This is a genomic window from Burkholderia sp. HI2714 (genome assembly GCF_002223085.1).
Classification (GTDB): domain Bacteria; phylum Pseudomonadota; class Gammaproteobacteria; order Burkholderiales; family Burkholderiaceae; genus Burkholderia; species Burkholderia lata_D.
This window is the reverse complement of the sequence record NZ_NKFM01000035.1, coordinates 22,902-47,398: the sequence shown is the minus strand read 5'-3', so window position 1 is coordinate 47,398 and position 24,497 is coordinate 22,902. Positions and strand designations below refer to the sequence as shown.

The 24,497-nt window shown below is 65.1% G+C and carries 23 protein-coding genes; 9 read left to right on the top strand and 14 right to left on the bottom strand.

Features of this window, described 5'->3' with window-relative positions:
* Positions 1–100: 100 nt before the first annotated feature.
* The 5 genes from CFB82_RS18195 to CFB82_RS18170 all read right to left on the bottom strand — a co-directional run bounded on the left by CFB82_RS18195 (position 101) and on the right by CFB82_RS18170 (position 5,492).
* The gene (locus tag CFB82_RS18195; protein ID WP_235986647.1) at positions 101–757 is read right to left on the bottom strand and encodes a phosphorylase; all 657 of its coding nucleotides are present in this window, start codon (positions 755–757) and stop codon (positions 101–103) included.
* Positions 758–808: 51 nt separating this feature from the next.
* Complete coding sequence (gene shc, locus CFB82_RS18190) at positions 809–2,782, bottom strand: squalene--hopene cyclase (RefSeq protein WP_089446742.1); 1,974 nt, start codon at positions 2,780–2,782, stop codon at positions 809–811.
* A 15-nt stretch (positions 2,783–2,797) separates the two neighbouring features.
* Positions 2,798–4,051 carry a hydroxysqualene dehydroxylase HpnE gene (gene hpnE / locus CFB82_RS18185; RefSeq protein ID WP_089446743.1) on the bottom strand — a complete coding sequence of 418 codons (1,254 nt, stop codon included), beginning with the start codon at positions 4,049–4,051 and terminating at the stop codon, positions 2,798–2,800.
* A 13-nt stretch (positions 4,052–4,064) separates the two neighbouring features.
* Complete coding sequence (gene hpnD, locus CFB82_RS18180; protein WP_089446744.1) at positions 4,065–4,913, bottom strand: presqualene diphosphate synthase HpnD; 849 nt, start codon at positions 4,911–4,913, stop codon at positions 4,065–4,067.
* Positions 4,914–5,159: 246 nt separating this feature from the next.
* Positions 5,160–5,492, bottom strand: coding sequence for a hypothetical protein (locus CFB82_RS18170; RefSeq protein WP_046548815.1), 333 nt, complete (start codon positions 5,490–5,492; stop codon positions 5,160–5,162).
* Between the two features lie 175 nt (positions 5,493–5,667).
* Between CFB82_RS18170 and CFB82_RS18165 the strand changes: the two genes are divergently transcribed.
* Positions 5,668–6,552 carry an alpha/beta fold hydrolase gene (locus CFB82_RS18165; protein ID WP_069252802.1) on the top strand — a complete coding sequence of 295 codons (885 nt, stop codon included), beginning with the start codon at positions 5,668–5,670 and terminating at the stop codon, positions 6,550–6,552.
* A 54-nt stretch (positions 6,553–6,606) separates the two neighbouring features.
* On the opposite strand, the gene CFB82_RS18160 is transcribed toward CFB82_RS18165, so the two are convergent.
* The 3 genes from CFB82_RS18160 to CFB82_RS18150 are packed head-to-tail and all read right to left on the bottom strand — an operon-like array spanning position 6,607 to position 8,529.
* On the bottom strand, positions 6,607–7,545 hold the full coding sequence (locus tag CFB82_RS18160) for a GGDEF domain-containing protein (RefSeq protein WP_089446745.1): 939 nt from the start codon (positions 7,543–7,545) through the stop codon (positions 6,607–6,609).
* Entirely contained in the window at positions 7,542–8,168 is a 627-nt protein-coding gene (locus tag CFB82_RS18155; RefSeq protein ID WP_069252804.1) for a chemotaxis protein CheC, read from the bottom strand. The genes CFB82_RS18160 and CFB82_RS18155 overlap by 4 nt, the downstream gene beginning before the upstream one ends.
* Entirely contained in the window at positions 8,161–8,529 is a 369-nt protein-coding gene (locus CFB82_RS18150) for a response regulator (protein ID WP_039344648.1), read from the bottom strand. Before CFB82_RS18150 ends, CFB82_RS18155 begins: the two co-directional genes overlap by 8 nt.
* A gap of 20 nt (positions 8,530–8,549) precedes the next feature.
* Between CFB82_RS18150 and CFB82_RS18145 the strand changes: the two genes are divergently transcribed.
* The gene (locus CFB82_RS18145) at positions 8,550–8,891 is read left to right on the top strand and encodes a hypothetical protein (protein ID WP_083266192.1); all 342 of its coding nucleotides are present in this window, start codon (positions 8,550–8,552) and stop codon (positions 8,889–8,891) included.
* 107 nt (positions 8,892–8,998) lie between these two features.
* Positions 8,999–11,257 (top strand): hybrid sensor histidine kinase/response regulator, encoded by a 2,259-nt coding sequence (locus CFB82_RS18140; protein ID WP_089446746.1) that lies wholly within the window; start codon positions 8,999–9,001, stop codon positions 11,255–11,257.
* Positions 11,258–11,309: 52 nt separating this feature from the next.
* Here the strand turns inward: CFB82_RS18140 and CFB82_RS18135 are convergent, their stop codons facing one another.
* Positions 11,310–11,864 carry an NADPH-dependent FMN reductase gene (locus tag CFB82_RS18135; RefSeq protein WP_089446747.1) on the bottom strand — a complete coding sequence of 185 codons (555 nt, stop codon included), beginning with the start codon at positions 11,862–11,864 and terminating at the stop codon, positions 11,310–11,312.
* Positions 11,865–12,232: 368 nt separating this feature from the next.
* On the opposite strand from CFB82_RS18135, the gene CFB82_RS18130 reads away from it, so the two are divergent.
* Together CFB82_RS18130 and CFB82_RS18125 are read left to right on the top strand one after the other, a co-directional pair.
* Positions 12,233–12,832, top strand: coding sequence for an RNA polymerase factor sigma-70 (locus CFB82_RS18130; RefSeq protein WP_089446748.1), 600 nt, complete (start codon positions 12,233–12,235; stop codon positions 12,830–12,832).
* Positions 12,810–13,031 carry a zf-HC2 domain-containing protein gene (locus CFB82_RS18125; RefSeq protein WP_089446749.1) on the top strand — a complete coding sequence of 74 codons (222 nt, stop codon included), beginning with the start codon at positions 12,810–12,812 and terminating at the stop codon, positions 13,029–13,031. The genes CFB82_RS18130 and CFB82_RS18125 overlap by 23 nt, the downstream gene beginning before the upstream one ends.
* Before the next feature lie 144 nt (positions 13,032–13,175).
* Here CFB82_RS18125 and arsC read toward each other — a convergent pair whose 3' ends face one another.
* Positions 13,176–13,535 carry an arsenate reductase (glutaredoxin) gene (gene arsC / locus CFB82_RS18120; protein WP_089446750.1) on the bottom strand — a complete coding sequence of 120 codons (360 nt, stop codon included), beginning with the start codon at positions 13,533–13,535 and terminating at the stop codon, positions 13,176–13,178.
* A gap of 999 nt (positions 13,536–14,534) precedes the next feature.
* On the opposite strand from arsC, the gene parA reads away from it, so the two are divergent.
* Together parA and CFB82_RS18110 are read left to right on the top strand one after the other, a co-directional pair.
* Complete coding sequence (gene parA, locus CFB82_RS18115; protein ID WP_011353621.1) at positions 14,535–15,197, top strand: ParA family partition ATPase; 663 nt, start codon at positions 14,535–14,537, stop codon at positions 15,195–15,197.
* A 23-nt stretch (positions 15,198–15,220) separates the two neighbouring features.
* Complete coding sequence (locus tag CFB82_RS18110) at positions 15,221–16,282, top strand: ParB/RepB/Spo0J family partition protein (protein WP_069252809.1); 1,062 nt, start codon at positions 15,221–15,223, stop codon at positions 16,280–16,282.
* A 90-nt stretch (positions 16,283–16,372) separates the two neighbouring features.
* Here the strand turns inward: CFB82_RS18110 and CFB82_RS18105 are convergent, their stop codons facing one another.
* Complete coding sequence (locus CFB82_RS18105; protein ID WP_089446751.1) at positions 16,373–17,740, bottom strand: replication initiation protein; 1,368 nt, start codon at positions 17,738–17,740, stop codon at positions 16,373–16,375.
* Positions 17,741–19,561: 1,821 nt separating this feature from the next.
* Here CFB82_RS18105 and CFB82_RS18095 point away from each other — a divergent pair.
* Positions 19,562–20,743, top strand: a complete 1,182-nt coding sequence (locus CFB82_RS18095) for a DNA-binding protein (protein WP_089484752.1) — start codon at positions 19,562–19,564, stop codon at positions 20,741–20,743.
* Between the two features lie 136 nt (positions 20,744–20,879).
* Here CFB82_RS18095 and CFB82_RS18090 read toward each other — a convergent pair whose 3' ends face one another.
* The 3 genes from CFB82_RS18090 to CFB82_RS18080 form a co-directional block, all read right to left on the bottom strand.
* On the bottom strand, positions 20,880–21,899 hold the full coding sequence (locus tag CFB82_RS18090) for a tyrosine-type recombinase/integrase (protein WP_089484751.1): 1,020 nt from the start codon (positions 21,897–21,899) through the stop codon (positions 20,880–20,882).
* A 102-nt stretch (positions 21,900–22,001) separates the two neighbouring features.
* Positions 22,002–22,382 carry a DUF2471 family protein gene (locus CFB82_RS18085; protein ID WP_089484750.1) on the bottom strand — a complete coding sequence of 127 codons (381 nt, stop codon included), beginning with the start codon at positions 22,380–22,382 and terminating at the stop codon, positions 22,002–22,004.
* 140 nt (positions 22,383–22,522) lie between these two features.
* A complete protein-coding gene (locus tag CFB82_RS18080; protein WP_069250357.1) occupies positions 22,523–23,134 on the bottom strand; it encodes a helix-turn-helix domain-containing protein in 612 nt (203 codons plus the stop codon).
* A 161-nt stretch (positions 23,135–23,295) separates the two neighbouring features.
* Here CFB82_RS18080 and CFB82_RS18075 point away from each other — a divergent pair, with 161 nt between their 5' ends.
* A complete protein-coding gene (locus tag CFB82_RS18075; protein WP_089484749.1) occupies positions 23,296–24,495 on the top strand; it encodes a glycine C-acetyltransferase in 1,200 nt (399 codons plus the stop codon).
* Positions 24,496–24,497 lie beyond the last annotated feature (2 nt).

Below are 24,497 nucleotides of genomic sequence, written 5' to 3'. Positions count from 1 at the left end.
GCAAAGACAAAGAGCGCTGCAGTTCAATGCAGCGCTCTTTTTTTGTCCGCGAGAAACGGAAAACCGGGGGGAGAAGGGCGAGAAAGGCGGCGCGAGCCGCTCAGACGATCCGCATCGCACCGGCACGCTCGAACGCGTGCCGCGCCTGGATCAGCGTCGTACGCGCCGCGCGCGCATCGCTTGCGACCTGGAGCAGCGGGCCGAGTTGCGACGGCTGCTTCAGCAGTTCGCGCAGGATCGGCAGGATCGCCGTGCTGCCGTCGTCGCGCAGGCCGGCCGTCGCCGCGCGCGGCAACGTGCGCCACGCCGGATCGACGATCGCGCGGCACACTGCGAACGGTACGCCGCGCGCCGCCGCGAAGGCCGCAGCGATATGCGACTCCATGTCGACGGCAAGTGCGTCCTTCGCGCGATACAGCGACGTCTTTTCCTGCTCGCTGATGACCGGTGCGCCGACGGCCGCGATCGTGCCGCGCGTGACGCGCGCCCAGACCGGCGTGTCGTGCAGCGCGGCGACGAGCCGTGCGCTCCAGCCCGCGTCGGTCTCGACGCGACCGAACGGCCCGTCGATCGCGCTCGCGACCACGAGCGCGCCGGGTGCCAGGTCGGGCGCGAGCCCGCCTGCCGTGCCGAAGCTCACGATGCCCGCGCAACCGCGTGCGGTCGCCTCGGTCAGCGCGCGTTCGAGCCGGTCGGCCCGTGCGGCAAAGACGGCTTCGACGCCGTCGCCGCGCGCGATGCGCGCCTCGAACGCCATCCCCGTCACGGCGATGACGGGCAACGAGCCGGTGGATTGCGTCGCCACGCGTTACAGCCCGACCGTCACGCGCGTCGTGTTGTCGCGCTTCAGGTTGCGAAAGCGGGCAAGCGCCCACAGCGGGAAGAACTTGCGATAGCCGTGGTAGCGCAGGTAGAACACGCGCGGGAAGCCCGTCGCCGTGAAGCGCGTCTCGTCCCACAAGCCTTCTTCGTTCTGCTCGGCGATCAGGTAGCCGATACCACGCGCCACCGCCGGGTTGTTCACCTCGCCGGCCGCCATCAGGCCGAGCAGCGCCCACGCGGTTTGCGACGCGGTGCTCGGCGCCTGCTCGAAACCGCGATAGTTCAGCTTGTAGCTGTCGCCGTCCTCGCCCCAGCCGCCGTCCTTGTTCTGGATAGACAGCAGCCACTGCGCGCCGCGCTTCATGCGCGGATCGTCCGGCGTCAGGCCGGCCGCGTTCAGCGAGCACAGTGCCGTCCACGTGCCGTACACGTAGTTCATCCCCCAGCGGCCATACCAGCTGCCGTCCGGTTCCTGCTCCTTGAGCATGTAGTCGAGTGCGCGACGCGCCGGCTCGCTGTTCAGCGGCGTCTCGCCGAGCTGCGACAGCATCGACAGGCAGCGGCCCGACACGTCGGCCGTCGGCGGATCGAGCAGCGCGCCGTGATCCGAGAACGGGATGTTGTTCAGGTAGTACTGCGTGTTTTCCGGTTCGAACGCGCCCCAGCCGCCGTCGCTGCTCTGCATCCCGACGACCCACTCGCGCGCCCGCGCGATCGAATCGCGATACGCGTCGTTCTGCTTGAGTTGCTGCGCGCGCTCCATCGCCACCGCGACCACCGCCGTATCGTCGACGTCCGGGTAGTGCGCGTTCGCGTACTGGAACGCCCAGCCGCCGGGCCGCACGTGCGGCCGGCGCGAGATCCAGTCGCCGCGCACGTCGAGGATCTGCAGCGGGCGCAGCCATTCGAGGCCGCGGATCGCGGCATCCTCGGCACGCGCGTCGCGCGTTTCGAGCAGCGCATGCGCGGCGAGCGACGTGTCCCACACCGGCGACAGGCACGGCTGGCAATACGCTTCGTCATCGTGCACGACGAGCAGCTTCTCGATCGACTTGCGCGCAATCGCGCGGTTCGGGTGATCTTCCGCGTAGCCGAGCGCGTCGTACATCATCACCGAGTTGGCCATCGCCGGATAGATCGCGCCGAGGCCGTCCTCGCCGTTCAGGCGCTCGTCGACGAACGACACGGCCTGGCGAATCGCGCGTTCGCGCGTGTAGTTCGGGAACAACCCGTCGACCGCGCGCAACGCATGGTCGACCACGCGGAAGAACGCGAACCAGCCGGCGCTCTGGTGGCCCTGGCGCGGCAGCAGCCCGGCGTTGACGGGCGGATCGATGAACAGTTCGTCGATGCGCACGCCGCGCGGGTTCTTCGCGAGCGGGCGCTTCGCGTTCAGCACGAGCAGCGGCACGATCACGGTGCGCGCCCAGTACGACACCTTCGACAGATGGAACGGGAACCACTGCGGCAGCAGCATGATCTCGACCGGCATCATCGGCACCGCGCGCCACGGAATCGCGCCGTACAGCGCGAGCTGGATGCGCGTGAAAACATTCGACATCTCGGCGCCGCCCATCGCGTGGATGGCGCGGCGCGCACGCTGCATGTGCTCGGCGTTCTCGTCGTCGCCGATCACCTTCAGCGCGAAATACGCCTTCACGCTCGCGCTGATGTTCGGCGCGCCGTCGGTGAACAGCGGCCAGCCGCCGTCGGCCTGCTGGATGCGGCGCAGATACTTGCCGATCTTCTGTTCGAGCTCGAGGTTCGGCGTCTCGCCGAGATAGTGGACGAGCAGCACGTATTCGGCGGGAATGGTCGAATCGGCTTCGAGTTCGTAGACCCAGTGGCCATCCGCGTTCTGCGCGGCCAGCAGCGCGTCGGTCGCACGCGCGACGGCCGTGTCGACGCCGGCCGGCACGGCGCCGGCGGACAAGGTAGCCATTTCGGTGAGATCGTTCATCGGTCCCTCTTTTACTTACTGTGTCTGGAGCACGTCCGCGGCCAGCTGGCCGGAGCGGATCGCGCCCTCGATCGTGGCGGGCAAGCCGGTGGCAATCCAGTCGCCCGCCAGCACAAGATTCGTCCAGCGCGTACGCACGGCCGGACGTTTCATTTCCTGCGACGGCACCGCCGCAAAGCCCGCGCGCGGCTCGACGACGAGCTGCCACGCGGGGATGGTTTCCGGGTTCGCGCCGGTCACGCGCGCGACGTCTTCCCAGATGCGCCGCGCGAGCGTGTCGCGCGGCGTGTCGAGCCAGCGGCCCGCGTCGCGGATCGTCGCCGCGAGCTGGCCGCCGCCGGTGCGCACCGTATCGACCACACCGTTGACCACGGACGTCTGCAACGGGTGACCGGCCGGCGCTTCAGCCGCGAAATACGCGGTCACGACCGCGCTGAAGGTGTCTGGCGCGGTGAGTTCGGGCACGAGCGGCTGCGCGACCTCCGGCGGCACGGCCAGCACGACAGCGTCGCCCGGCGCGAGATCGATCCGCTCGCCGCCGACCGAGACCGCATCGACCGCATTGCCGTGCGCGCCGAATTCGAACGCGTCGAGCCGCGAGTTCAGCCGGATCTGCGCGCCGCCGTGCTGCAGCATCCGCAGCGCCGGTTCGACGAATGCACTGCCGAGGCCGTGTCGCGCGACGAGCGGACGGCAGCCGGGGCCACCCATGGCAAACGTGCTGCACAGCGCCGCACGCGCGAGCTCGGCGCTCGCGTGACGCGGCTCGACGTTCAGCACACCGAGGAAATACGGCCGCAGCCAACGTTCCCACAACATGCCGTCGCATCGCATCGTCTGTGCGAGTGAGCGGCCCATGCGCGCGAACGCGAGCGGGGCGAGCGCGAGGTAGTCGAGCGGCGTCGTGTCCGGCGCGCGCGACGCGGCATCGAACAGCCACGACGGCCAGCGCCCGTTGCCGAAGCGCAGCGTCCAGCGCTGCTGCGACGCGACGTCGACGACCGGCAATTCAGGCTGCGCGGGCCCCACGAGCTGGTCGGCCGCGCCGATCGCACGCAGGTAGCGCTGTGTCGCCGGTTGTCCCGCGAACACCGTGTGCAGCCCGCTGTCGAGCGTCGTGTTCAGCGTCCCGTCGAACCATGAGCGGCAGCGGCCGCCCGCATGCGCGTGCGCGTCGTGCAGCACGATGCGTCGCCCGCGGCGTTGCAGCTCGACCGCGGCCGACAGGCCGGCAACGCCGGCGCCGATCACGTGGACGGTCCTGGGCATCGACTCGGTCGGCTCAGAACAGCGCGTAGCGCGCGGCGATCATCAGCATGCGCGCCTTCGGCTTGCGCAGCGGCGCGCGGGGGAAGGCAAAGCCGCGTGCGATCGCGGCTTCGAGAATGCAGCGATATGCACCCGACATGATGCGCGGCGCCTTCACCTGCGCACGCGCGCAGGTGTCCATCACCGCGTCGGCCTGGCGGAAGTGCTCGAGCGCGCGCTCGACGAGCGTCGCGCACACGCGCGGCAGCGCCGGATCGCGCACGATCGTCGCCGGGGCGGTGATCGCGATGCCTTCGCGCGCGAGCAGTTCGCGCGGCAGGTAGCAACGGTTGATCGCCGCATCGTCGTCGATGTCGCGCAGGATGTTCGTCAGTTGCAGCGCGCGGCCGAGGTGATGCGACAGCTTGATCCCTTCGGCTTCCGGCATCCCGAATATCCTCACCGACAGCCGGCCGGCCGCGCTCGCCACGCGATCGCAGAAGAGGTCGAGCGTCGGTTCGTCGGGCGCGCAGATGTCTTCGACCGCATCCATCGCCATCCCGTCGATCATCGCGTGGAAGTCGTCGCGCTGCAGGTCGAATGCGCGGATCTCGCGGTCGAGCGCGGCCAGGTGGCGCGGCGGGCGGCCGGCGAAGCACGCGTCGATGTCCGCGCGCCAGCGGTCGAGGCCCGCGTTGCGCTCGGCGCGCGGCAGGTCGCTGTCGGCGATGTCGTCGACCGCGCGGCAAAACGCGTAGACCTGGAACATCGCATCGCGCTGCACGGCCGGCAGGATGCGCATCGCAAGATAGAAAGAACTGCCCGATGTGACGGCAGCGGCGTCGGTTTCTTGTTCGTCCACGACGGAATTGGAAACGGCCAAGACAAGCTCCACGGAGACACCCACGCGGGGCGATTGAAGAAGCCATGCCCGGCTGGGATGGTCAGGGTGTCAAATGCGTGCGAGATATGCGAACGATCGACGCAGACAGGCACAAATTACCGGCCGGAAGCCGGAATTGGGCGAAAGTATAGCAATCTTTGAAGTTCGATGGCGGACACGCGCCGCGTGCGGCGGCATGCCGGAAGCCGTTGGCCGGCCCGGGCTGGCCCCGGCGCCGGCGGCGCGTCAGCCGTAAACGATGTCGCGTTGCAGGTCGAGCGCAATCAGCCCCATTTCGCGGGTGAGCTGCAGCATCGAGCGGCGTTCGAGGCGCGAGCCCATGAAGCTCGTCACGCGGCCGTCGGGCTCCGCGGTGAACTGGAATGTCGCGCCGCCCGTGCCGAACCACGCGCCCGGCACATCGGGCGATTCCTGCCAGTCGATCTGCGCGAACACGCGCGCGATGCCCGCACGCACCAGGTCGCCCGGGCCGATCGGCGGCGCGATGTCGCCGAGGTCGTCGAGCGAATAGGGGCCGGGCTTGTCCGGCCTCCGGTAGAAGAGATAGTCGACGTTCATGGGGCGCAATCGCAGGCAAAGCAACAAAGTAGCGTGCTTCGCGATAAATTCAAATCAGATACGAACGAAATGTGGCCTGTACGAGACAAGAGGGACAGATCGAATCCGGCCCGTCTGGGCGCATACAGGTTCGTCTAAGATGACACCTTTCTCAAGATCTGAAGACCCGGACACCATGGAGACGAACGCAAGCGCCACCCCGCAGTCCGATCATCCCGTTTTCGTGCTCGTGCACGGCGCCTGGCACGGCGCGTGGTGCTACGCGCACGTCGCGGCCGCGCTGGCCGCGCGCGGCCACCTGTCGATCGCGCGTGACCTGCCCGCGCACGGCATCCATGCCCGCTTTCCCGCTTCCTACTTCGCACGCCCGCTCGACAAGGACGCGTTCGGCGCCGAGCCGTCGCCGGTCGCGAACACGACGCTCGACGATTACGCCACGCAGGTGATGCAGGCGGTCGACGACGCGTACGCGCTCGGCCACGGCAAGGTCGTGCTCGTCGGGCACAGCATGGGCGGCCTCGCGATCACGGCGGCCGCCGAACGCGCGCCGGACAAGATCGCGAAGATCGTCTATCTCGCGGCCTTCATGCCCGCGTCGGGCGTGCCGGGCCTCGATTACGTGCGCGCACCTGAAAACAAGGGTGAAATGCTCGGCCCGCTGATGCTGGCGAGCCCGCGCGTCGCCGGTGCGCTGCGCATCGATCCGCGCAGCGGCGACGCCGCGTATCGCGACCTCGCGAAGCGCGCGCTGTACGACGACGTGCCGCAGGCCGACTTCGAGGCCGTCGCGAACCTGATGAGCTGCGACGTGCCGGCCGCGCCGTTCGCGACCGCGATCCCGACGACGGCCGCACGCTGGGGCGCGATCGATCGTCACTACATCAAGTGCCTGCAGGATCGCGTGATCCTGCCCGCGCTGCAGCAGCGCTTCATCGACGAAGCCGACGCGTTCGCGCCCGGCAACCCGACCCACGTGCACCAGCTCGACAGCAGCCATTCGCCGTTCATGTCGCAGCCGGCCGTGCTCGCCGGCGTACTGGCCGACATCGCGAAAAGCTGAGCGCGGCACGCGCCCAGGGCATCCGCGCCACGCACCGCGGGGCGGATGCGCTACCTATGCATACGCGACCGACCGATCGCGCCCGAGCCGCTTCGCGCGATAGAGCGCGGCGTCGGCCTCGTTGACGAGCACATCGCTGGACGGCGCGCCCGCCTTCGCACACGCGCCGCCGACGCTCGCCGTCACCGGCACGCTGACCCCCTCGGCATCGACCGGCACGCTGCCGATCGCATCGCGCACCTTGTCGGCCACCAGCATCGCCTCGTCGAGATTCGTGCACGGCAGCAGCAGCGCGAATTCCTCGCCGCCGAAACGGCCGAACGTATCCTGCGCGCGCACGATCGACGCGACGCGACGCGCGGTCTCGCGCAGCACGGCATCGCCGGCCGCATGCCCGAAACGGTCGTTGATCGTCTTGAAGTGGTCGAGATCGAACAGCAGCACCGACATGTCGCCGCCGTAGCGCTGCCAGCGCGCGAATTCGTCGCCGAGCCGCGCCTCGAAGAAGCGCCGGTTCGCGATGCCGGTCAGGCCATCGCGATTCGCGTGCTCGCGCAGCTTCGCGACCGCTTCCTCGCGCTCGCGCTGCATCACGCTCACATGCGTGACGTCCGAGATCGTCACGCACACGGCTTCGACGTCGCGGCCGCGCGTGAGCGGCATGAACGTGCAGTCCTGCTGCATGTAGTCGACGCCCCCCGTGATCGGCCGGTCGTGCTCGAAGCGGAACAGGTAGGGCCGCTGCTCCCACGAGCTGAACGCGAAGCTGCCGAGCTGGAACACGCTCTCGAGCTTGCGCGACAGCCACGCGCGCGGCAGGTCGGGAAAACAGTCGAACAGGTTGCGGCCGATCACGTCCGCGGCGGGGATGCCGCTGTGGTCCTGCATGAAGCGATTCCACATCAGCACGGTCATCGCGCGGTCGAGCACGAACAGGCCGAAGCCCACCCGCTCGATCACGAGGTCGCTCAGCGACGAGGTGGCGGCCGTCATAGCGCGGACAGCAACGCGTCGAGCGCGTCGCCCATCAGCCGGATCGAATCCTCGGCCATCAGCATCACGAAGTGGGCCCGGAACGCGTGGTCCTCGAGCCCGAAGTTCACTTCCAGCAGCAATGCCACGCTCCATGCCAGCTCGGTCGGCTGGAATACGTCGTCGAACGACACGTTTGCGCCGAGCAGCCCCGGCGGAAAGAACACGGGCTTGCGGCCGAGCTCGTCGAGGATCGACGCGACGCACGCGCCCATCAGCACGTTCGCGACGTCGAACACGACTTCGTCGGGTGTCGCCATCCCGCCGTACACGCCATCGCCGAACGTGCGGTCGACGACTGACATGAGCCGCGCGATGCTCGCGGTGCGGCACAACACGATCGCTTCGCCCTTGATGTCGGAACGAAAACCCTGGCGCACGGCGGTCACGTTGTCGTGAATGCCCGTCATCTCGCGCAGCGCGTCACCCGCGTCGGTCGCTTTCACGACCCGCACGCGCGGCACCGACAGCTCGATGAAGTGCTCGAGCAACAACGCGAGCCGCGCGGCGGCGCGGCCCATTGCGAGGTTGGCGATCTCCTGCAACGCGTCGCGTTGCTCCGCCGTGAACACCGAGTCAGGCATACAACCCATACTCCTTGAGAATGGGCAGCAATGCCTCCGACGTCACGGGCTTGGCTACGAATGCGATCGCGCCCAATTCGCGCACGCGTGCTTGCGCCTGCGGCTGAATATCGGCGGATACCACGATCACGAACGTGTTCAGATCTTCGTGGCGCAGTGTCTCGAGAACCTGATATCCGCTCATGTCGGGCATCGTCAGGTCCAGAAACATCACGGAAGCTTTGCCGTCACGATAGAGCGCCAGAGCCTCTCGACCATTCGCGGCATACGCGACTTCGACGTCCCAGCCTCCCGGCAGCGCCTTTGTCAGAAGTTTGCGAGCGAGCAGCGAATCGTCGGCAATTACAATCGGCAAAGGCATGGGGCGATGCGGTATACGGAATGGTCTCTCTCGCGTTAACGACCGCGCGGCGCACTTCTTTAGGCGCCATGCGTTCGGGTGCGGGCAACCGTCTGGCGGCCGCGCGCGGGCGCCGCGGCGCGGGTGCGCGCGACGCACCGCGCGGCGAACACCGGCGGGCGCATATATCTGTCATAGGGAAAGCAAGGCGCGATTCTCTGAGTAAACCGGAGGCGATGCAACTCGCCATTTTCACCATTTCGAACAGAATTGGTCCGAACACGCGCCATTCCGAAAACAGCCACGACCATTTTCGAGATAAGTACGCAAAATTTTTCCTTGTGTACGTTTGCGCTGCCGGATTCGTCGCGTTTTCAATCTGACAATTTCCCCTGTCGAAATCGACAGGATGGCTGACGTCCGGGGCCGCGCAGCGGGCCGTCGCAACTCGTTTATGATGGCAGACACTTCCGCTTCACCCGCTTCCTCGATGACGTCCGACCGGCCCGCCGATTCCCACGCTCCCGCCTCTCCACCCGCCGACGACTGGCAGGACGACGGCACCTATGCGTCCGGTGCGCCCGAGCACGATTTCGCGGTGCGTCGCGTGACGCTGATCGTGCTGCTCGTCGCGGCGATCGTGCTGCCGTGCATCTACGTCGTGGTGATGGCGTACAACGACCTGAAGACGCGCGAGGCCGCTGCAAGCGACGTGACGATGCGCACGGTGCGGGTGGCCGAGGAGCATGCGCTCAAGGTGTTCGACCTGAGCGAGACGCTCGATGCGCGCATCGTCGATCTCGTGCAGGACATGGACGACGCGACCGTGCGCAACCGGGAGTCCGACATCCATGAAGCGCTGAACACGATCGGCGGCGGCTATCCGCAGGTGGCCGCCGTGTCGATCTTCGGCGCGAGCGGGATGCTGCTCGCGAACAGCCTCTACTATCCGGCGCCCTATGCGTCGATCGCGAACCGCGACGACTTCGCCGGCATCCGCGACGGCAAGGTCATCGAACACATCTCGCGGCTGATGATGGGGCCGCTCAAGCTCGAGAACATTCCCGTGTTCAACACGGGCGTCGCGCGGCGCCATAGCGACGGTTCGTTCGCCGGGATGGTGTCGATCGCGCTGAAGTCGTCGTATTTCAACGCGTTCTACCGCGACCTGCTCGGCGGAGCGAGCACGCCGATGACGATGGCGCTCGCGCGCTCGGACGGCGCGGTGATCGCGTCGTATCCGCCGCCGCCGGCACTCGCGCACACCGATCGCGCGATCACGTTCGGCGACGCGCGCAACGATCCGCGCGCCGGCGTCGTGCGCGTGCGCCACGACGGCGCGAGCAGCGAAATCGTCGCGTATCGCCAGGTCGGCAGCTATCCCGTCTACGTGACGTGCTCGTACCGCACATCGGCGATCTGGCATGAATGGTACGAACACCTGAGCGTGCTGTTCCTCTCGATGTTCGCGCCGTCGGTCGCGCTGTGGTCCGTGATCTGGCTGTCGCTCAAGCGGCTGAAAGCGGAAGAGGAGGCGTGGGACCGCTGGCAGGCCGAAGCGTCGATGCGGCGCTCGATCGAATCGGCGTACCGGCAGTCGCGCAAGATGCAGGCGCTCGGCAACCTCGTCGGCAGTGTCGCGCACGACTTCAACAACCTGCTGATGATCATCTCGAGCAACGTGCAGATCGCGCGGCGGCGCGGGGTCCAGCATCTCGACAAGGAACTCGGTGCGATCGAACGCGCGCTGAAGAACGGGCAGTCGCTCACGCGCCAGCTCCTCGGTGTCGCGCGCAAGCAGCCGCTGCACAACGAAACGATCGACGTCGGACAATGGGTCGACACGTGCCGCGAATTGCTGAAGACATCGCTCGGTTCGAAATCGTCGCTGGTCGTCGCGATCGAGCCCGGTGTCTGGCCGATCCGCGTCGACGTCGCGGAGCTCGAGCTCGCGGTGATCAACCTCGCGGTCAACGCGCGCGACGCGATGACGACCGGCGGCCGCTTCACGGTCGGCGCGCGCAACGTGACGCTGCGTCGCGAGGACGGCTTTCCGCTCACCGGCGATTTCGTGCAGATCTCGCTCGACGATACGGGTTCGGGCATGGCGCCCGACGTGCTCGCGCGCGCGTTCGAGCCGCTGTTCACGACGAAGGCGCAGGGGATGGGGACGGGGCTCGGCCTGCCGCAGGTGTTCGCGTTCTGCGAACGCTCGGGCGGCCTCGCGACGATCGACAGCGCGGTCGGCGCCGGCACGTCGGTGCGCCTCTACCTGCCGCGCGCACGCGTCGAGGATGTCGTCGCGCGTCCGCCGGCGGTCGCGCACGATGCGGGGGCGGCGGCGCTCGCCGGGCTGCACGTGCTGCTCGTCGAGGACAACAGCGAAGTCGCGGCCGGCACCGAAGCGCTGCTGTCGCTGCTCGGGCACCGCGTGACCTACGCGCCCACCGCCGACGACGCGTTGCGCCTGATCGAAGGCGCGGCCGCGAACGACGCGTTCGATCTCGTGATTTCGGATATCCACATGCCGGGCAGCCTGAACGGCATCGACCTCGCCGAAGCGGTCGAACAGCGGCCGGAGAAACTGCCCGTGATACTCGTCACGGGTTACGCGGAGGAGCTCGACCGCACGCGCACCGTCAACGTCCGCGTGCTGTCGAAGCCGTTCGACATCGCGCTGCTCGACGAGATCCTGCTGGGCATCCGTGAAGCGCGCGATGCACAACACGCGCGGCACGCAGGCACGTGACCCGCTGCGTGCGGGCCCGCGCCGGTGCCGGCGGCGTGATCGGGTGTGGCGCTCAGGCCGACTTCAGCAAGCGCACCCAGCCCGTGTAGCGATCGACGAAGCCCTGCAGGAACTTGCGGGTGTCTTCGCTGACGATCTGGCCCTGGTCGTCGATGCGTGCCGGATCGTGCTTGATGAACATCTCGGGCTGCCCGAGCGTCTTCACGTCGAGATACGCGAGCACGTTGCGCAGGTGCTGCTGCGCGAGCGCGGTGCCCGTCGCACCCGGCGACGTGCCGAGCACGGCACCCGGCTTGCCCGCCCACGAGTTGGAACCCCACGGGCGCGAGCCCCAGTCCAGCGCATTCTTCAGCACGCCCGGAATCGAGCGGTTGTACTCGGGCGTGACGAACAGCAGCGCGTCGGCGGCCTCGATCGACTGCTTGAAGCGCTTCGCGACTTCCGGGAAATCCGCGTCGTAGTCCTGGCTGTACAGCGGCAGCTCGCCGATCTCGACGAACTCGAACGAGAAATCGGCGGGCGCGAGCGAGATCACGGCGTGTGCGAGCGCGCGGTTCCACGAAGCGCGACGCAGGCTGCCGACGACCACAGCAATGCGATAGGACATGGCATTCTCCTTCCGGTGAGTGAGGAATCGGATCGATTGCTTCCGAACGGGCGACAAAGGTCTGTTTATAGGCAAGCCAGCCCGCGAACCGCCCCACGGGGCCGTCCGGCCGACTTTCCACAAGGTTTTCCACAGAAATTGTGGATAACTCGGCCGTGATGTTCTGACGTTACAGATTGCCTACCGCGGGTCGTTGCCGACACGCGACACAGGGTTCGGCAAGCATAGCGCAGCGCGCCGGCCGGTTTCGTGAATTCGTGTCGGAACATGCATTGCAGGCCGGCACCGCGCCCAGTAAGCTGCTCGCACTGCGATGCGCCTGCCCTGTGGCGCACGCGCGATCGCCTCGAGACACTTGCAACCCATCCATGCCGTCCGCCTTCGACGATCCCGTTTATCTCGCCCAATTGCGGCGCGACCTGCTGCGCTTCGCGCGGCTCCAGCTCCGTGATGCCGATGCGGCCGAAGACGCCGTGCAGGAAGCGCTCGCCGCCGCGTGGTCGCATGCGGGCGATTTCGCGGGGCTGTCGGCGCACAAGACCTGGGTGTTCGGCATCCTGCGCAACAAGCTGATCGACGTGCTGCGCGCGCGGCAGCGGACGGTGAGCTTGTCCGCGCTCGATGCCGAGCTCGACGGCGAGTCGGTGCTCGATCGCGAGCTGTTCAAGGAAAACGGGCACTGGGCCGCGCATGCGAAGCCGCGACCGTGGCCACGCCCCGAAACGCTGTTGCAGCAGCAGCAGTTCTGGACGCTGTTCGAGGCCTGCCTCGATCATCTGCCGGAGCAGATCGGGCGCGTGTTCATGATGCGCGAATTCCTCGACTTCGAAATGACGGACATCTGCAGCGAATTGACGCTGACGACGAATCATTGCAGCGTGCTGCTTTACCGGGCGCGCACGCGCCTGCGAACCTGCCTGAGCGAACAAGGACTGACGACCGAAGATGCTGCCGGGGAAATGTACTGACGTGACGCGACTGCTGTCGGATGCGCTCGACCGCCATCTGACCCTGCATGAGCGCCTGCAGGTGCGCATACACCTGCCGACCTGTAGTGGCTGCAGGGCCTATCGCGGACAGATCGCGCTGCTGCGGACGGCCGCGAAAGCGGCGGCGGGGCGGGGGCCTGCCCCGGATGATGACGGAGTGTCGTCCGGGGAAGGCTAGGCCCGGATCGCGTGACGGCGATCGTGAGGGCCGTGGTCGCGTGCAGCCCGGTGATCGAGCGAGCGGGCTTCGATTGCCGATGCTCGCGCTAGTGCTAGTGCTTGCGCCGGGCTGACGCAATCAGAAAAATACGACGGGCAAGAATTATTCGAACAGCGCCTGCACCGATTCGGGCGGGCGGCCGATGGCGGCCTTGCCGCGATAAACGACGATGGGTCGCTGCAGCAGAATCGGATGAGCGGCAACTGCCGCATAGGCTTCCGCATCGGTCAGATCGGTGCGGGCCAGATTCAGCGCCTTGTATGGCTCCTCACCGTCGCGAAGCATGTCGCGAACCGGGCGGCCAAGCTGCCGATGCAGCGCTTCCAGTTCCTCGACCGTCGGCGGCGTCTTCAGGTACTCGACGACATTCAACGGCGCACCGGTGGTATTCAGCGACTCGACCAACGCAAGCGTCTCGCGTGACTTCGAGCATCGGGGGTTGTGGTAGATCGTGATCATCATTCAGGCCTGGAAGGTAGAGCCCTGTATTGTAGCCAGTCTGTATTGGGGGCTTGGTGGGGCAGGCGACGAGGAATCGGGAGATCGGGCGCGGATTCGCTGCTTCGTAACGCCACGTGGATGAGGCGGTGCGATGGATCGCGAGAGGGGAGTGCTGGTCGGAATGCGCTTCAATGAATTGGTGGGTTTATGCGCATAAAGGCGAGCGGGACTCAATCGCGGGATGATGAATAAAGGTCTGCACGTGTGGCCAATACGGTGGGGTTCGGTCTGCAAGGGGTGTAGCCGGTGGCTTCGTAGGACGGCCGGTTTATGCGCATAAAGCGGGCGACTGCCGAGCACGGGGACCTCGCAATTCGCGGAGCGGTGAATGCAGGCGCGTCGGTGTGATGCCTGCTCGGTGTGATGCCTGCTCGGTGTGATGCCTGCTCGGTGGGATTGCTGCGTCGGTATTCTGCCCCGCAAGTCAGTCGCCCGGCACTGGATTCCGGTGCGGTCGGGAGGTGACCTTCGTTACTCGCCATCTATCGCTCGCGGTTTATGCGCATAAACGTAGCGCCTGGATAGCGCGTTGGGTCGACGTACGCAGGTCAAGTGGCATACCTCGATGCTGCATACCCAGCCAGGGTGTACCACTCACACCTACGATCAGAAGCGCCTGCCCTCCCGGCACGATCCCGCGCCACGGTTTCCGCGGAGAGTTTATGCGCACAAACTCTCCAGCTCTCAGCCGAGGCTACCTCATCGAGCGATAGGGCAGTGCACACGGCACGCGCGGCAACTCGCTACTCACACCGACGGCACCACTTGGAACCCCACCGAGTCGCTCACCGACCTCTCAGCCATCCGCCTCACCATGCGATCGAGTCATCATCCATCGTCGGTTCGTTTATGCGCATAAACCGATAGCCCAAATGGCCAATACGTAGTTGTCGAACGACAATTTCATTGAAATCCAAATATCGTCCTGTAGAATTCCAACGACCAAAATAGGAGTGAAAATTGGCCGCGGAAATCATTGCAGTCACTCAACAAAAAGGTGGCGTCGGCAAAAGCACGATTGCCATGCACCTCGGTGCCGCGTTCCATGAAAAAGGGAAGCGCGTCCTCGTCATCGACGCAGACCGTCAAAACACACTGGTTCACTGGTCGAGCGCATCCGGCGACAGCGACACCGGCATTCCGTTTCCGGTCGTCAACCTGGCCGAAGCCGATGGCCAGATCCATCGCGAGATCAAGAAGTTCATCAACGACTACGACATCATCGTCGTGGACTGCCCGCCGTCGATCACCGAGAAGGTATCGGGCGTGGTCCTGTTGGCCGCATCGATTGCCGTGATCCCGACGTCGTCGTCGCCGGCGGATTACTGGTCGAGCGTCGGGTTGGTCAAACTGATCCAGCAGGCGCAGGTCATGAACGAAGACCTCCGCGCCGTCTTCCTGCTGAACAAGACCGAAGAGAAGCGCATGCTGACCCGCGAGCTCAAGCGTGCGCTCGAGGAACTCGGCTTCCCGTTGCTGAAAACGCAGATCCCGACCCGGGAGGCGTACAAGCAGGCGATGGCGCTCGGTCAGACCGTGCTGCAGATGAACGATCGTGGCGGCAAGCTGGCCGCCGCAGAAATTCGCGCATGCGCCGACGAAATCGTCGCCATGCTGCCCTGACTTTATGCGCACAAAGGAGTCACATGAAACCCTCCCAATTTGCCAAAGGATTCCAAGCGCGCCCGGATATCACGACGAGCGAGAAGCGCACGGCGCTTGATCGACTCAATGCGATCGACGGCATCGTCAAGTCCGAGACGCCCACTCCGGCACCGACCAAGTCGGCAAAGAAAGACATCGCGCCGCCGTCCGCTCCTGAACTCACGCTCGATCCGTCGATCGATGAATCGGCGCAATATCGCGCGTGGCGTCTCGAGAACCGCTATGCACCGGGGCAGGTGATCGAGCTGCCGCTGAAGGCGATCAAGCATAGCCCGTTCAATCCGCGGCACTTCTATCTGAAGTCGTCGATCGCCGAACTCGCGGTCAACCTCGCCAAGCAAGGGCAGCAGCAGGCGATCCATGTGATTCCGGACTATGAGAACCCGGGCACGTATTTCGTCAGCGACGGCGGCCGCCGCGTGCGGGCACTGAAGGAAGCGAACAAGGAATCGGTCAAGGCGATCGTGATCGACGTGCCGATCGGCATCCAGAGCTACAAGCTCGGCTACGATCTCAACGTCCAGCGCGATTCACAAACGGTGTTCGACAACGCCGTCGTATGGCGCCGCTTCCTCGACGACAAGCATTTCCAGAGCCAGAAGGAGCTCTCCGAGCACCTCGGCCTCGACGAATCGACGGTGGCCGTCGCACTGTCGATCGGCAAGCTGCCGGAAGCGATCATGCAGGAAATGGTCGCGCGCCCTGATCGCTTCGGTTCGAACATGGCGTATCAGGTCGGCCGATATCACAATGCGCGCGGCACCGAGGCGACGCTGCGGCTGATCAACAAGATCGTGTCCGACGATCTCAGCACGCGCCAGGTGTCGGACATCGTCAAGGGCCGCGTCGCGGCGCAGGAAACGCCGAAGGCCACGGGCCGTCAGCGCTATGCGCAGCGTCTCGAGATCAAGCTCGGCGGCAAGTCGGTCGGCGACCTGAAGTCGTATGGCGAAGATCGTATCGAATTGCGCCTGCGCGGTCTCCCGAAGGACAAGCGCGACGCGATCCTCGAGCAGCTCGAGCGGATGCTGTTGTCCGAGTGATGGAAACGGCCGGCAGGGCCTGGTGAGGACGCCGGGCCCGCCAATCGAGGGCGGGGCCGGCGGCGGCCCGTCAGCGGGCCTGAGCAGGCCTCAGGCGGCCCGCGACTGATTCAGCGTGAACGACAGCAGGTCGCCGTCCGTCGGCTCGCCCCAGGTCCTCTGGGCCAGCCAGTCGAAGAAGGCCGTCTCGGCCAGCTTGGAATCGAGGCCGCGCTTGCGCCAGTCATCGCGCAGATGCGTGCCCATCGTCGGCAGCGCCTCTGATTCGAACGACTCGCGTGCCACTTCGCGCTCCGCGTCGCCCTGCTCTTCGTACAGCACCTTCGCTTCCTTGCGGCGGAACGCCGCGAACTCGCTCAGCAGGCGCGCCTTCAGATCGTCCGGCTGGGCCGCTGCAATCTTCGGGGACGGCGTGCCGGAAGGCAGCGCGTCGACCGACTCGACCGGCGGCGCATAACCCTTCTTCAGTGCATCCTTGAACAACGCCGGCGCGCTGCGCACCGGCGGCAGCGTGGTGCTGCGCATCCGCTGCTCGGTCATCTGCAGTGCGGCACGAATGCGGTTCTCCTCGCTGTCCGCATAGAGCGTCTGCGCTTCCTTCAACGGAATTCCGAGCTTCACCATCCGGTCGACCAGCGTGCTGTCGAACACATTCGGGTGTTCGTCGAGCGCGAGCATCGGCTGCTTGCGTTCGGTCACGCGGAACTGGATCTCCGCAACCCGGCGCCCTTCACGGTGCTCGATCAGCTCGACGAAGATGTTGGTGACCGCGTTGACTTCCGCGATCGCGGGACGCAGATAGTCGCGCTTGAAGTACTTGTACTCGCGCTTCGCCTCGTCGCCGGCTTCCGTGTCGGGCGTGCCCGACAGGATCGGCCGCCACCATTCCCACGGCTCGCGCATCGTCAGGTGGCTCGGGTTCGTCAGGTAGCGCACGCAGATTTCGTACAGCGCGAGACCGGCGCTGCTGCGCAGCTGGCTCTGGAACTGCAGGCTCAGACGCGCATACTGGACCGGGTCGAGCAGCTTCTTCTTGATCTTCGGCGCAAACGAGAATTCGACCCACACGCGGCGGGTCGCCGGATCCTCGAGAATTTCCGCATCGGCGATCAGCGTCGAGATCCCCCACTTGCGGCCCGGCTTCTGGCTCGACGTCCCCGTGCTCCATTCGACCTGCACCGACACCATACGGCGCAGGTGTTCCTTCACCAGCGCGGTGTCGTTCGAATCAAAGGCGGAGTTGGCAACGATGTCCGACAGCAGCGCGCGATACGTATCGCCCGAGTCGTCGGCCTGCTGCGCCACGGCCAGCAGGACATTGAACAGCTTGCGAGTGAGGAGCGTGATCTTGCCGCTCTTCGGCTGAATTGCGATCGCCTCGACGGCCTTCCGCAATTCGGCTGAACTGGCACTCACCACATCCACATCGGTTTTCTTGGCGCGCTTCGTCGTGGCCATACGTCGGGTCGGAGGAGAAGTTTCCCGGAAGGATAGCGCCTGCGGTGAAGTGCGTCCAGAACGACATGCTCACCATAGCGGGTGAAGTGCGCGTGCAAAACGGCACTCACCCCAGGCGCTCCCGAAAACCCTCACCGCTCCGGATTTGCAGCGTTCCGGACTCGTCCAGACGTGCTGCGGGATGCGCCGATTCACAGAATTTCACCTGTGCACGACACGTGCGGAATGAGCTCCCGTATCGGCTCACCTTTCGATTTGTCGTAATTTTACGACTGCGCAGCTGTGCGTTCGGCACAGCGTTGCGATCCCACGTCGGCGCGCCTCCCGATCGCCCTCCATCGGCCTGTATGCATGTACAGGCGTGACTTACCGGGTAATCGGAATCGGATCCGACTTCCCGAAAGACGCCTGCGAAACCGGCCCGCGCGACCCGATCAGGCGTGCTTTGCCGGCCCGGGCGCGCATTGTACAGCGCACCAACCGTATCGGGTCCCGAAAATACTCACCTCAAGCACAGTGTCTTCATTTGTCCGGATATCGGCGAATGCCCGACACGCGCGGGATTCACTACCAAGGCCTCCCGAAAAGGCTCACCTTACCTAAAAATCGCTGTGCCGCCCCAGGCACGGGAATGACTCCCGAAAAACCTCACCGTAACCGCCTCGGTATCAAAAATCCCAATGCCTTCCGATACTTATGCACAGAAGGCATTTGGCTGTGCGTCGCCGGCATCCCCCGAAAAGCCTCACCTTTCGACCAAATTCCTTCATGCGACAACCTCATGTCAGGCCCCGAAAAATCTCACCTGTGCCAAAAAGTGGCACAGCAAAAATGAGATGTCTTCCAGTCCTGGCGGGCTTTTCGACGAATTCAGCCGCTCACAGGTCCCGAAAAACCTCACCTTTGACCATTTTTCGGGCAAATTCCATTCCCGAAAAGTCTCACCTGTGGCCGGAATCACAGCCTATGATCGGGGCCCCGAAAAATCTCACCTCAAGGGGATCCGGGCAGGAAAACCCGGATTTCCCTCCCGAAAAGCCTCACCTTTAGGGCTTCACCGGCCCCCACGAGCGCCTTTGCGGTGCAAAATGGCGGTCGTTTCCCGGAAATCCTCACACCAAACACCCGTGGAGTCCCGTGAAACCTCACCTTTCGGAAAAACTGCCTAAAAGATGGGCAGAATCGGGGCGCGAAGAAGGTCCCGCAAATTCTCACCTATGTCTGCACAGGCAGAAAACTGTGCAGTCAGGCACCGCGCGGGTTCTGTGGCTGTGAGGCCCCGAAAAACCTCACCTTTGGCAAATCTCGTGTTTCACTGTGATCCCGAATCCGCTCACGACCTTTCCCGCAACGGCTCACGCAGCTCCCTGAACCCAATCACGTCAGCTCCCGCAGAAGATCACCTTGGCTCCCGTAAAACTTCACCTTGTCGGCCGGAAAGCCTTGCAGCATAAGGCTGTGCCGTGGCGTTAACGTTTTTAACTAAGGGTTCAAGGGTGTTTACTTCTAATACTCTCAAGACATCGGCTGACGAGTTTTCCACAGACACCCCAACCCCTGAACACCGACAGGCAATCGGATCCGCTGTCATGTGAAACAAATGCCGAAATTCGGGGTCTGCAGGAAAATGCTTGCGAGACAAGGACTTGGCTGACTTTCTTCGCTTTGTTTCACGGGATCCTGGACCACAGTCGTCCGGATTGGCTCACAGACCTGATTTCTGTGCAAAGCGACGTAAATTCACAACGGCAAGCCGAAAAAGGTATCGATAGATACGTATTTCGTTATGATTGCCACATTTCAATGTCTGTGAGCACAGCGATGACCCTGGACGACATACGCCAAGCCATTCGGGACGAACTGGAATCGCTGCGTGCGAACGGTGCACGACGGCAGGAACTGTCGCTGCATGCATGCAAGCGGTTGTTCTTCGATCTTGGCATTAGGCCGTCGGCTGCCAACGTCCGCGATCTAACCCAGACCGGCAGCGCCAGCGATATCCCGAAAGACATCGACCATTTCTGGGAGCGCATCCGTTCCGCCTCCAAAATCAGGCTCGATGGTGCCGCCATCCCGAAAGCCGTCGAGGAAAAGGCGGGGGCATTGCTCGGCGCACTCTATGAAGAAGCGTTGAAAGCCGCGCGGGACAGTCTCGATGGAGATCGCGAGCAGGTTCGCGCCGGCATTGCCGACGCCGAACAGCGGTTGCGCGACGCAACCGTCCGCCAGGAGACGCTCGAAGGCGCGCTCGCGCGTGGCGAAGCGAAAAACGAGCAGTTGCAGGCTCGCGTGACCGAACTCGAGATCCAGCTCGCGTCGCAAACGACGCACGGTTCGGCCAGCGAAGCGACGCTGCTCGCCACAGTCGCCCGACTGGAGAAGGAACTGGCCGCGGCCGCCGGTCGCGTCGAAGCCGAGCAGACGCAAAATGCGACGTTGCGCGATCGCATCGATGCGCTGCAGGCCGAACTGCAGCAGCGCACCGAGCACTACGCGCAGCAAATCAAGGACGCAGTGGCCGAAGCCGAACGCCGCGTCAAGCCGATGCTGGTCGAGCTGGATTCGTTGCGCAGCATGGCGTCGACCTACCAGAGCGGTTTGCGCGACGTTCAACGCAAGGAGTTCGATTTCCTGCAGCAACTGAGTTCGGCCAAGGCACGCGCCGACCGGCTCGAAGAACAGTTGCGCAGCCAGGGTGATGAACTGGAACGTGCGACGCGCGAAGTGAGTTCGTTGCGCGCCAGCCGCGGCATGAATCCGGAAGTCGCGGCGCTGATCCGCCGCCTGGCCGATGCCGGGCAACTGGATGCGGAAGCGTTTGCCGCGATCGGCACCTCGCTGGATCAGGAGATTCCGGTGCCGGCCCATTGTCCGCATTGCGACGGTGAGCCGGAGCTGTCACACGGCGAAGAAGGTTTCGAAGTGGCCTGCCCCGAGTGCGAGCATGCTTCGGGCGCATGGCCGTCCCGATTCGAAGCGGTCGCGCGATTCGCACACACATGACGACAGCATAGGCCGCGCCACACAGGTGAGACGATCCGGAAAGCTTGAGGTGAGGTTTTTCGGGAGCTGTGAAACGGTGAGGCTACGTCATACAAGGCTGCTCACGGATCGCTTCGCGTGAGCAGCCAATGAGTGATCAGCGAGTTTCGTCGCTATCGGACGCGTCACCGTTGCCGTCGGCCAGCCCGTCACGCCAGTTCTTCCATGCACGATGCAAGCGGTTCGACGAGATCGGCCGCATGAAGCCCAGCCATTTGCCGACCCGTTCGGGCGGCACGTCGTGTTCGAACAGTTCAGCCGCATAGGTATTGCGCAGCGTTTGCGGGCTCGCGCGCGCGGTGCGTGACGACGTGAGCCCGGCGGATTCGACGATTGCGTCGATCGCGCGCAGCATCGTCGCCTTGTGCATCGGCCGCCCGGCATGGGATGCCGGGAACACGAGCTCCCCCGGAATATCCTGGCGCTTGCGTTCGGTGAGCCAGGCTTCCAGCAGGGCGATCGCGAACGATGCCAGGTGGGTTTCGCGTGCGAAATCCGGATGTGTCGACTCGATCTGCAGTGACGTTCCACTCGTATTGATGCAACTAATGGTGAGCGCTCGCGCTTCGCCGGTTTTGATGCCGGCACCGAGAAAGGCGGCAACGAGCGCGCGGTCGCGCCGCTCTTTCCAGTACGCGGAACCGGATACGCCGATCGGCGAAAACAGGTACGCGAGCAACGTCGCGCGCTCGGCCGGCGTGAGGAAACCGGTCGGTTCGTTGTCGCGCGCCTTGCGCCAGTTCGCTTCGCCATCCTGAGCAATGAACCGGGCCGGGTTGGTCGACGCATATTCGGCGCGCCGGATGTGGTCGAGCACGCGCTCGATCAGCCGCAAATAGCGCATTCGCTGGGTTTTCCGGATCGGAAGTTCGCCGACGAAATTTGCGATGGTTGCGGTATCGACCGTGGCCAGATTCTTCTGGTGTGCGCGCATCCATGTGAGAAACGCGCCCCATTGCGCGCGATAGACGTCGGCTGACGAGCGGCGATAGTCCTGCATCGCCAGCCAGGCATCGAATGCGGCTTCCGGCGAGACGATCCAGTCGGATGCGCTGCGGTCGAACAGATCTGTTTCTTCCGGGCGTGCCGGGGTGTCGGGAGAGGCGGGAAGAGACATGTGATTTATTCCGTTAGTTGCGTATATGGTAGCCCTTTCCGCAACGTCTCGGGCAGCAAGAGGCTGGACAAGGCCGCCATACGAAGCGGCCCGGGCTGGGAGTCAGTCACCCCACGCCTTGGACGCGCGATGAACGCGCCCGTGCGACGCCGTGTCGTTCGACGCAGTTGACGCTGCTTCATAGGCGAGAACCGCGAACGAAAATACGGCGGGCAGCGCATTCGAGCGCCCGAAGTCGATCGGTTCGTCCGTTTCGGGAAACGTCATGTCCAACTGCCGTTCGAACAATTGACGCATGCCGGCCTCGTGCCGGCTGGCAAAGCCGAGATCGGCAAGCGCCTCGGCCTCGATGGCGTGCAGCAGCCGCCACGTCAGCGGGACGCGCTGGTGGATGTAGCGCCCGGCGATATGCCGGACGATCAGCTCGAGGTCGTGCGCGGCAGCCTTGAAGCTGAGCGCGGCCAAATCTTGTTCTTCTGTCATTGCAGGCTCCTGTCGACCGGGCAGGCGCCTCGGTGCGCCGGCTCCGGCCCATGCATGGCGGAATGTCCGTATACTGTACAAACATACAGTGTTTTCCGCAACTGGCCTGCAATTGGCCGTTCGGCCAGCTATTCGCGCCGTCAGCGATGGATCACGATCAGCAATGCCCGCGCCTCGGTCTTGCCGGGATTGCGGATTGCGTGCGGCTCATCGGCCGGGTAGCGCGCGGTGTCGCCTACCTTCAGGCGCCGGCTGGCTGCCGCGGCTTCGATTTCCATCGCGCCCTGCAGCACGGTGAGGTGCTCGCGCGTGCCGGGCTCGTGGGCGTTCGATATCAGTGCGCCGCCGCCCGGCAGCGTCAGCTCGTACCACTCGAACTTGCCGGCGAGGTCGATCGGGCCCCATACGCGCAACTGGTAGCGGCCGTCATGGCCGGCGAGCGTCGGGATGTCGTGCGGGCCGTCTACGCGGATCGTCTCGGCTGCCTTCGGCTGCGAGAACAGCTCGTCGAGCGTGATGCCGAGCGCGTTCGTCAGGCGCCACGCAACGGCGATCGTCGGGTTGGCCTTGTCGCGTTCGATCTCGGAGAGCATCGATTTCGATACGCCGGCCGCGCGCGACAGGTCGTCGAGCGTCAGCTTGCGTTCGTTGCGCAGCCGCTGGATCTGCTCGCCGACACGCGGCGGCGTGGCGGCTGGCGGTTGCGGTGCGGCGCTGGCAGGCGTGCGCCGCGAACCGGAGGAACTTGCCATTTGGATTCCGTTCGCTTAGAGTTGTTCGATATTTCGAATTCTAGTTCGGAATATCGGATAAATGCGGTCAACCGAACGACCGACTATAACAGTAGCAGGCCGTTGCGCCGCCGCCACGAGTGGCGCGTTGCGGAATGCGAAACCCTGTCAGGAGCTTTGCGATGCGTGATGCCTTTCTCGCCCAGGTGCGCGGGACGCTGGACCAGATCCGCGCGGACGGTTTTTACAAGACCGAGCGCGAGATCGCGAGTCCCCAGGCGGCGGACGTGCGGCTCGCCGGCGGTGCTGGCGTGCTCAATTTCTGCGCGAACAACTATCTGGGTCTGGCGAACGATTCGCGCCTGATCGACGCGGCGAAGGCCGGCCTCGACCAGGACGGCTTCGGCATGGCATCGGTACGCTTCATCTGCGGCACGCAAACCGTGCACAAGCGACTGGAAAGCGCACTGGCCGCGTTTCTCGGCACCGAGGACACCATCCTCTATTCGAGCTGCTTCGACGCGAACGGCGGGCTGTTCGAGACGCTGCTCGACGAGAACGACGCGGTGATCAGCGACGAGCTGAACCACGCGAGCATCATCGACGGCGTTCGCCTCTGCAAGGCGAAGCGCTTCCGCTACAAGAACAACGACCTGGCCGACCTCGAGGCGAAGCTCAAGGAAGCCGACGCAGCGGGCGCGCGCCACAAGCTGATCGCGACCGATGGCGTATTCTCGATGGACGGCATCATCGCCGATCTCAAAGGCATCTGCGATCTCGCCGATCGTTACGGCGCGATCGTGATGGTCGACGATTCGCACGCGGTCGGCTTCATCGGCACGCACGGCAGAGGCACGCCCGAGCACTGCGGCGTCGAAGGCCGCGTCGACATCATCACGGGCACGCTCGGCAAGGCGCTCGGCGGTGCATCGGGCGGCTATGTCGCCGCGCGTCGCGAGGTCATCGAACTCCTGCGCCAGCGCTCGCGCCCGTACCTGTTCTCGAACACGCTCACGCCGAGCATCGCCGCGGCATCGCTGAAGGTGCTGGAGCTGCTCGGCAGCGACGAAGGCGCGAAGCTGCGCGAGCGCGTGCGCGAAAACGGCGCGCGGTTCCGCCAGCAGATGACCGAAGCCGGCTTCACGCTCGTGCCGGGCGCGCATCCGATCATCCCGGTGATGCTCGGCGACGCGCAGCTCGCGACGAACATGGCCGACAAGCTGCTCGACGAAGGGGTCTACGTGATCGGCTTCTCGTTCCCCGTCGTGCCGCGCGGCCGCGCGCGCATCCGGACGCAGATGAGCGCCGCGCATACGCCCGAGCAGATCGACCAGACGGTCGCCGCGTTCGTGCGCGTCGGCAAGTCGCTCGGCATCATCTGACG

Excerpts from the sequence above, each read along its gene's own strand:
- CFB82_RS18195 (WP_235986647.1), bottom strand. The coding sequence starts at position 757 with ATGGCGTTCGAGGCGCGCATCGCGCGCGGCGACGGCGTCGAAGCCGTC.
- shc (WP_089446742.1), bottom strand. The coding sequence starts at position 2,782 with ATGAACGATCTCACCGAAATGGCTACCTTGTCCGCCGGCGCCGTGCCG.
- hpnE (WP_089446743.1), bottom strand. The coding sequence starts at position 4,051 with ATGCCCAGGACCGTCCACGTGATCGGCGCCGGCGTTGCCGGCCTGTCG.
- CFB82_RS18170 (WP_046548815.1), bottom strand. The coding sequence starts at position 5,492 with ATGAACGTCGACTATCTCTTCTACCGGAGGCCGGACAAGCCCGGCCCC.
- CFB82_RS18165 (WP_069252802.1), top strand. The coding sequence starts at position 5,668 with ATGGAGACGAACGCAAGCGCCACCCCGCAGTCCGATCATCCCGTTTTC.
- CFB82_RS18160 (WP_089446745.1), bottom strand. The coding sequence starts at position 7,545 with ATGACGGCCGCCACCTCGTCGCTGAGCGACCTCGTGATCGAGCGGGTG.
- CFB82_RS18155 (WP_069252804.1), bottom strand. The coding sequence starts at position 8,168 with ATGCCTGACTCGGTGTTCACGGCGGAGCAACGCGACGCGTTGCAGGAG.
- CFB82_RS18150 (WP_039344648.1), bottom strand. The coding sequence starts at position 8,529 with ATGCCTTTGCCGATTGTAATTGCCGACGATTCGCTGCTCGCTCGCAAA.
- CFB82_RS18145 (WP_083266192.1), top strand. The coding sequence starts at position 8,550 with ATGGTCTCTCTCGCGTTAACGACCGCGCGGCGCACTTCTTTAGGCGCC.
- CFB82_RS18140 (WP_089446746.1), top strand. The coding sequence starts at position 8,999 with ATGACGTCCGACCGGCCCGCCGATTCCCACGCTCCCGCCTCTCCACCC.
- CFB82_RS18135 (WP_089446747.1), bottom strand. The coding sequence starts at position 11,864 with ATGTCCTATCGCATTGCTGTGGTCGTCGGCAGCCTGCGTCGCGCTTCG.
- CFB82_RS18130 (WP_089446748.1), top strand. The coding sequence starts at position 12,233 with ATGCCGTCCGCCTTCGACGATCCCGTTTATCTCGCCCAATTGCGGCGC.
- CFB82_RS18125 (WP_089446749.1), top strand. The coding sequence starts at position 12,810 with ATGCTGCCGGGGAAATGTACTGACGTGACGCGACTGCTGTCGGATGCG.
- arsC (WP_089446750.1), bottom strand. The coding sequence starts at position 13,535 with ATGATGATCACGATCTACCACAACCCCCGATGCTCGAAGTCACGCGAG.
- CFB82_RS18110 (WP_069252809.1), top strand. The coding sequence starts at position 15,221 with ATGAAACCCTCCCAATTTGCCAAAGGATTCCAAGCGCGCCCGGATATC.
- CFB82_RS18105 (WP_089446751.1), bottom strand. The coding sequence starts at position 17,740 with ATGGCCACGACGAAGCGCGCCAAGAAAACCGATGTGGATGTGGTGAGT.
- CFB82_RS18095 (WP_089484752.1), top strand. The coding sequence starts at position 19,562 with ATGACCCTGGACGACATACGCCAAGCCATTCGGGACGAACTGGAATCG.
- CFB82_RS18090 (WP_089484751.1), bottom strand. The coding sequence starts at position 21,899 with ATGTCTCTTCCCGCCTCTCCCGACACCCCGGCACGCCCGGAAGAAACA.
- CFB82_RS18085 (WP_089484750.1), bottom strand. The coding sequence starts at position 22,382 with ATGACAGAAGAACAAGATTTGGCCGCGCTCAGCTTCAAGGCTGCCGCG.
- CFB82_RS18080 (WP_069250357.1), bottom strand. The coding sequence starts at position 23,134 with ATGGCAAGTTCCTCCGGTTCGCGGCGCACGCCTGCCAGCGCCGCACCG.
- CFB82_RS18075 (WP_089484749.1), top strand. The coding sequence starts at position 23,296 with ATGCGTGATGCCTTTCTCGCCCAGGTGCGCGGGACGCTGGACCAGATC.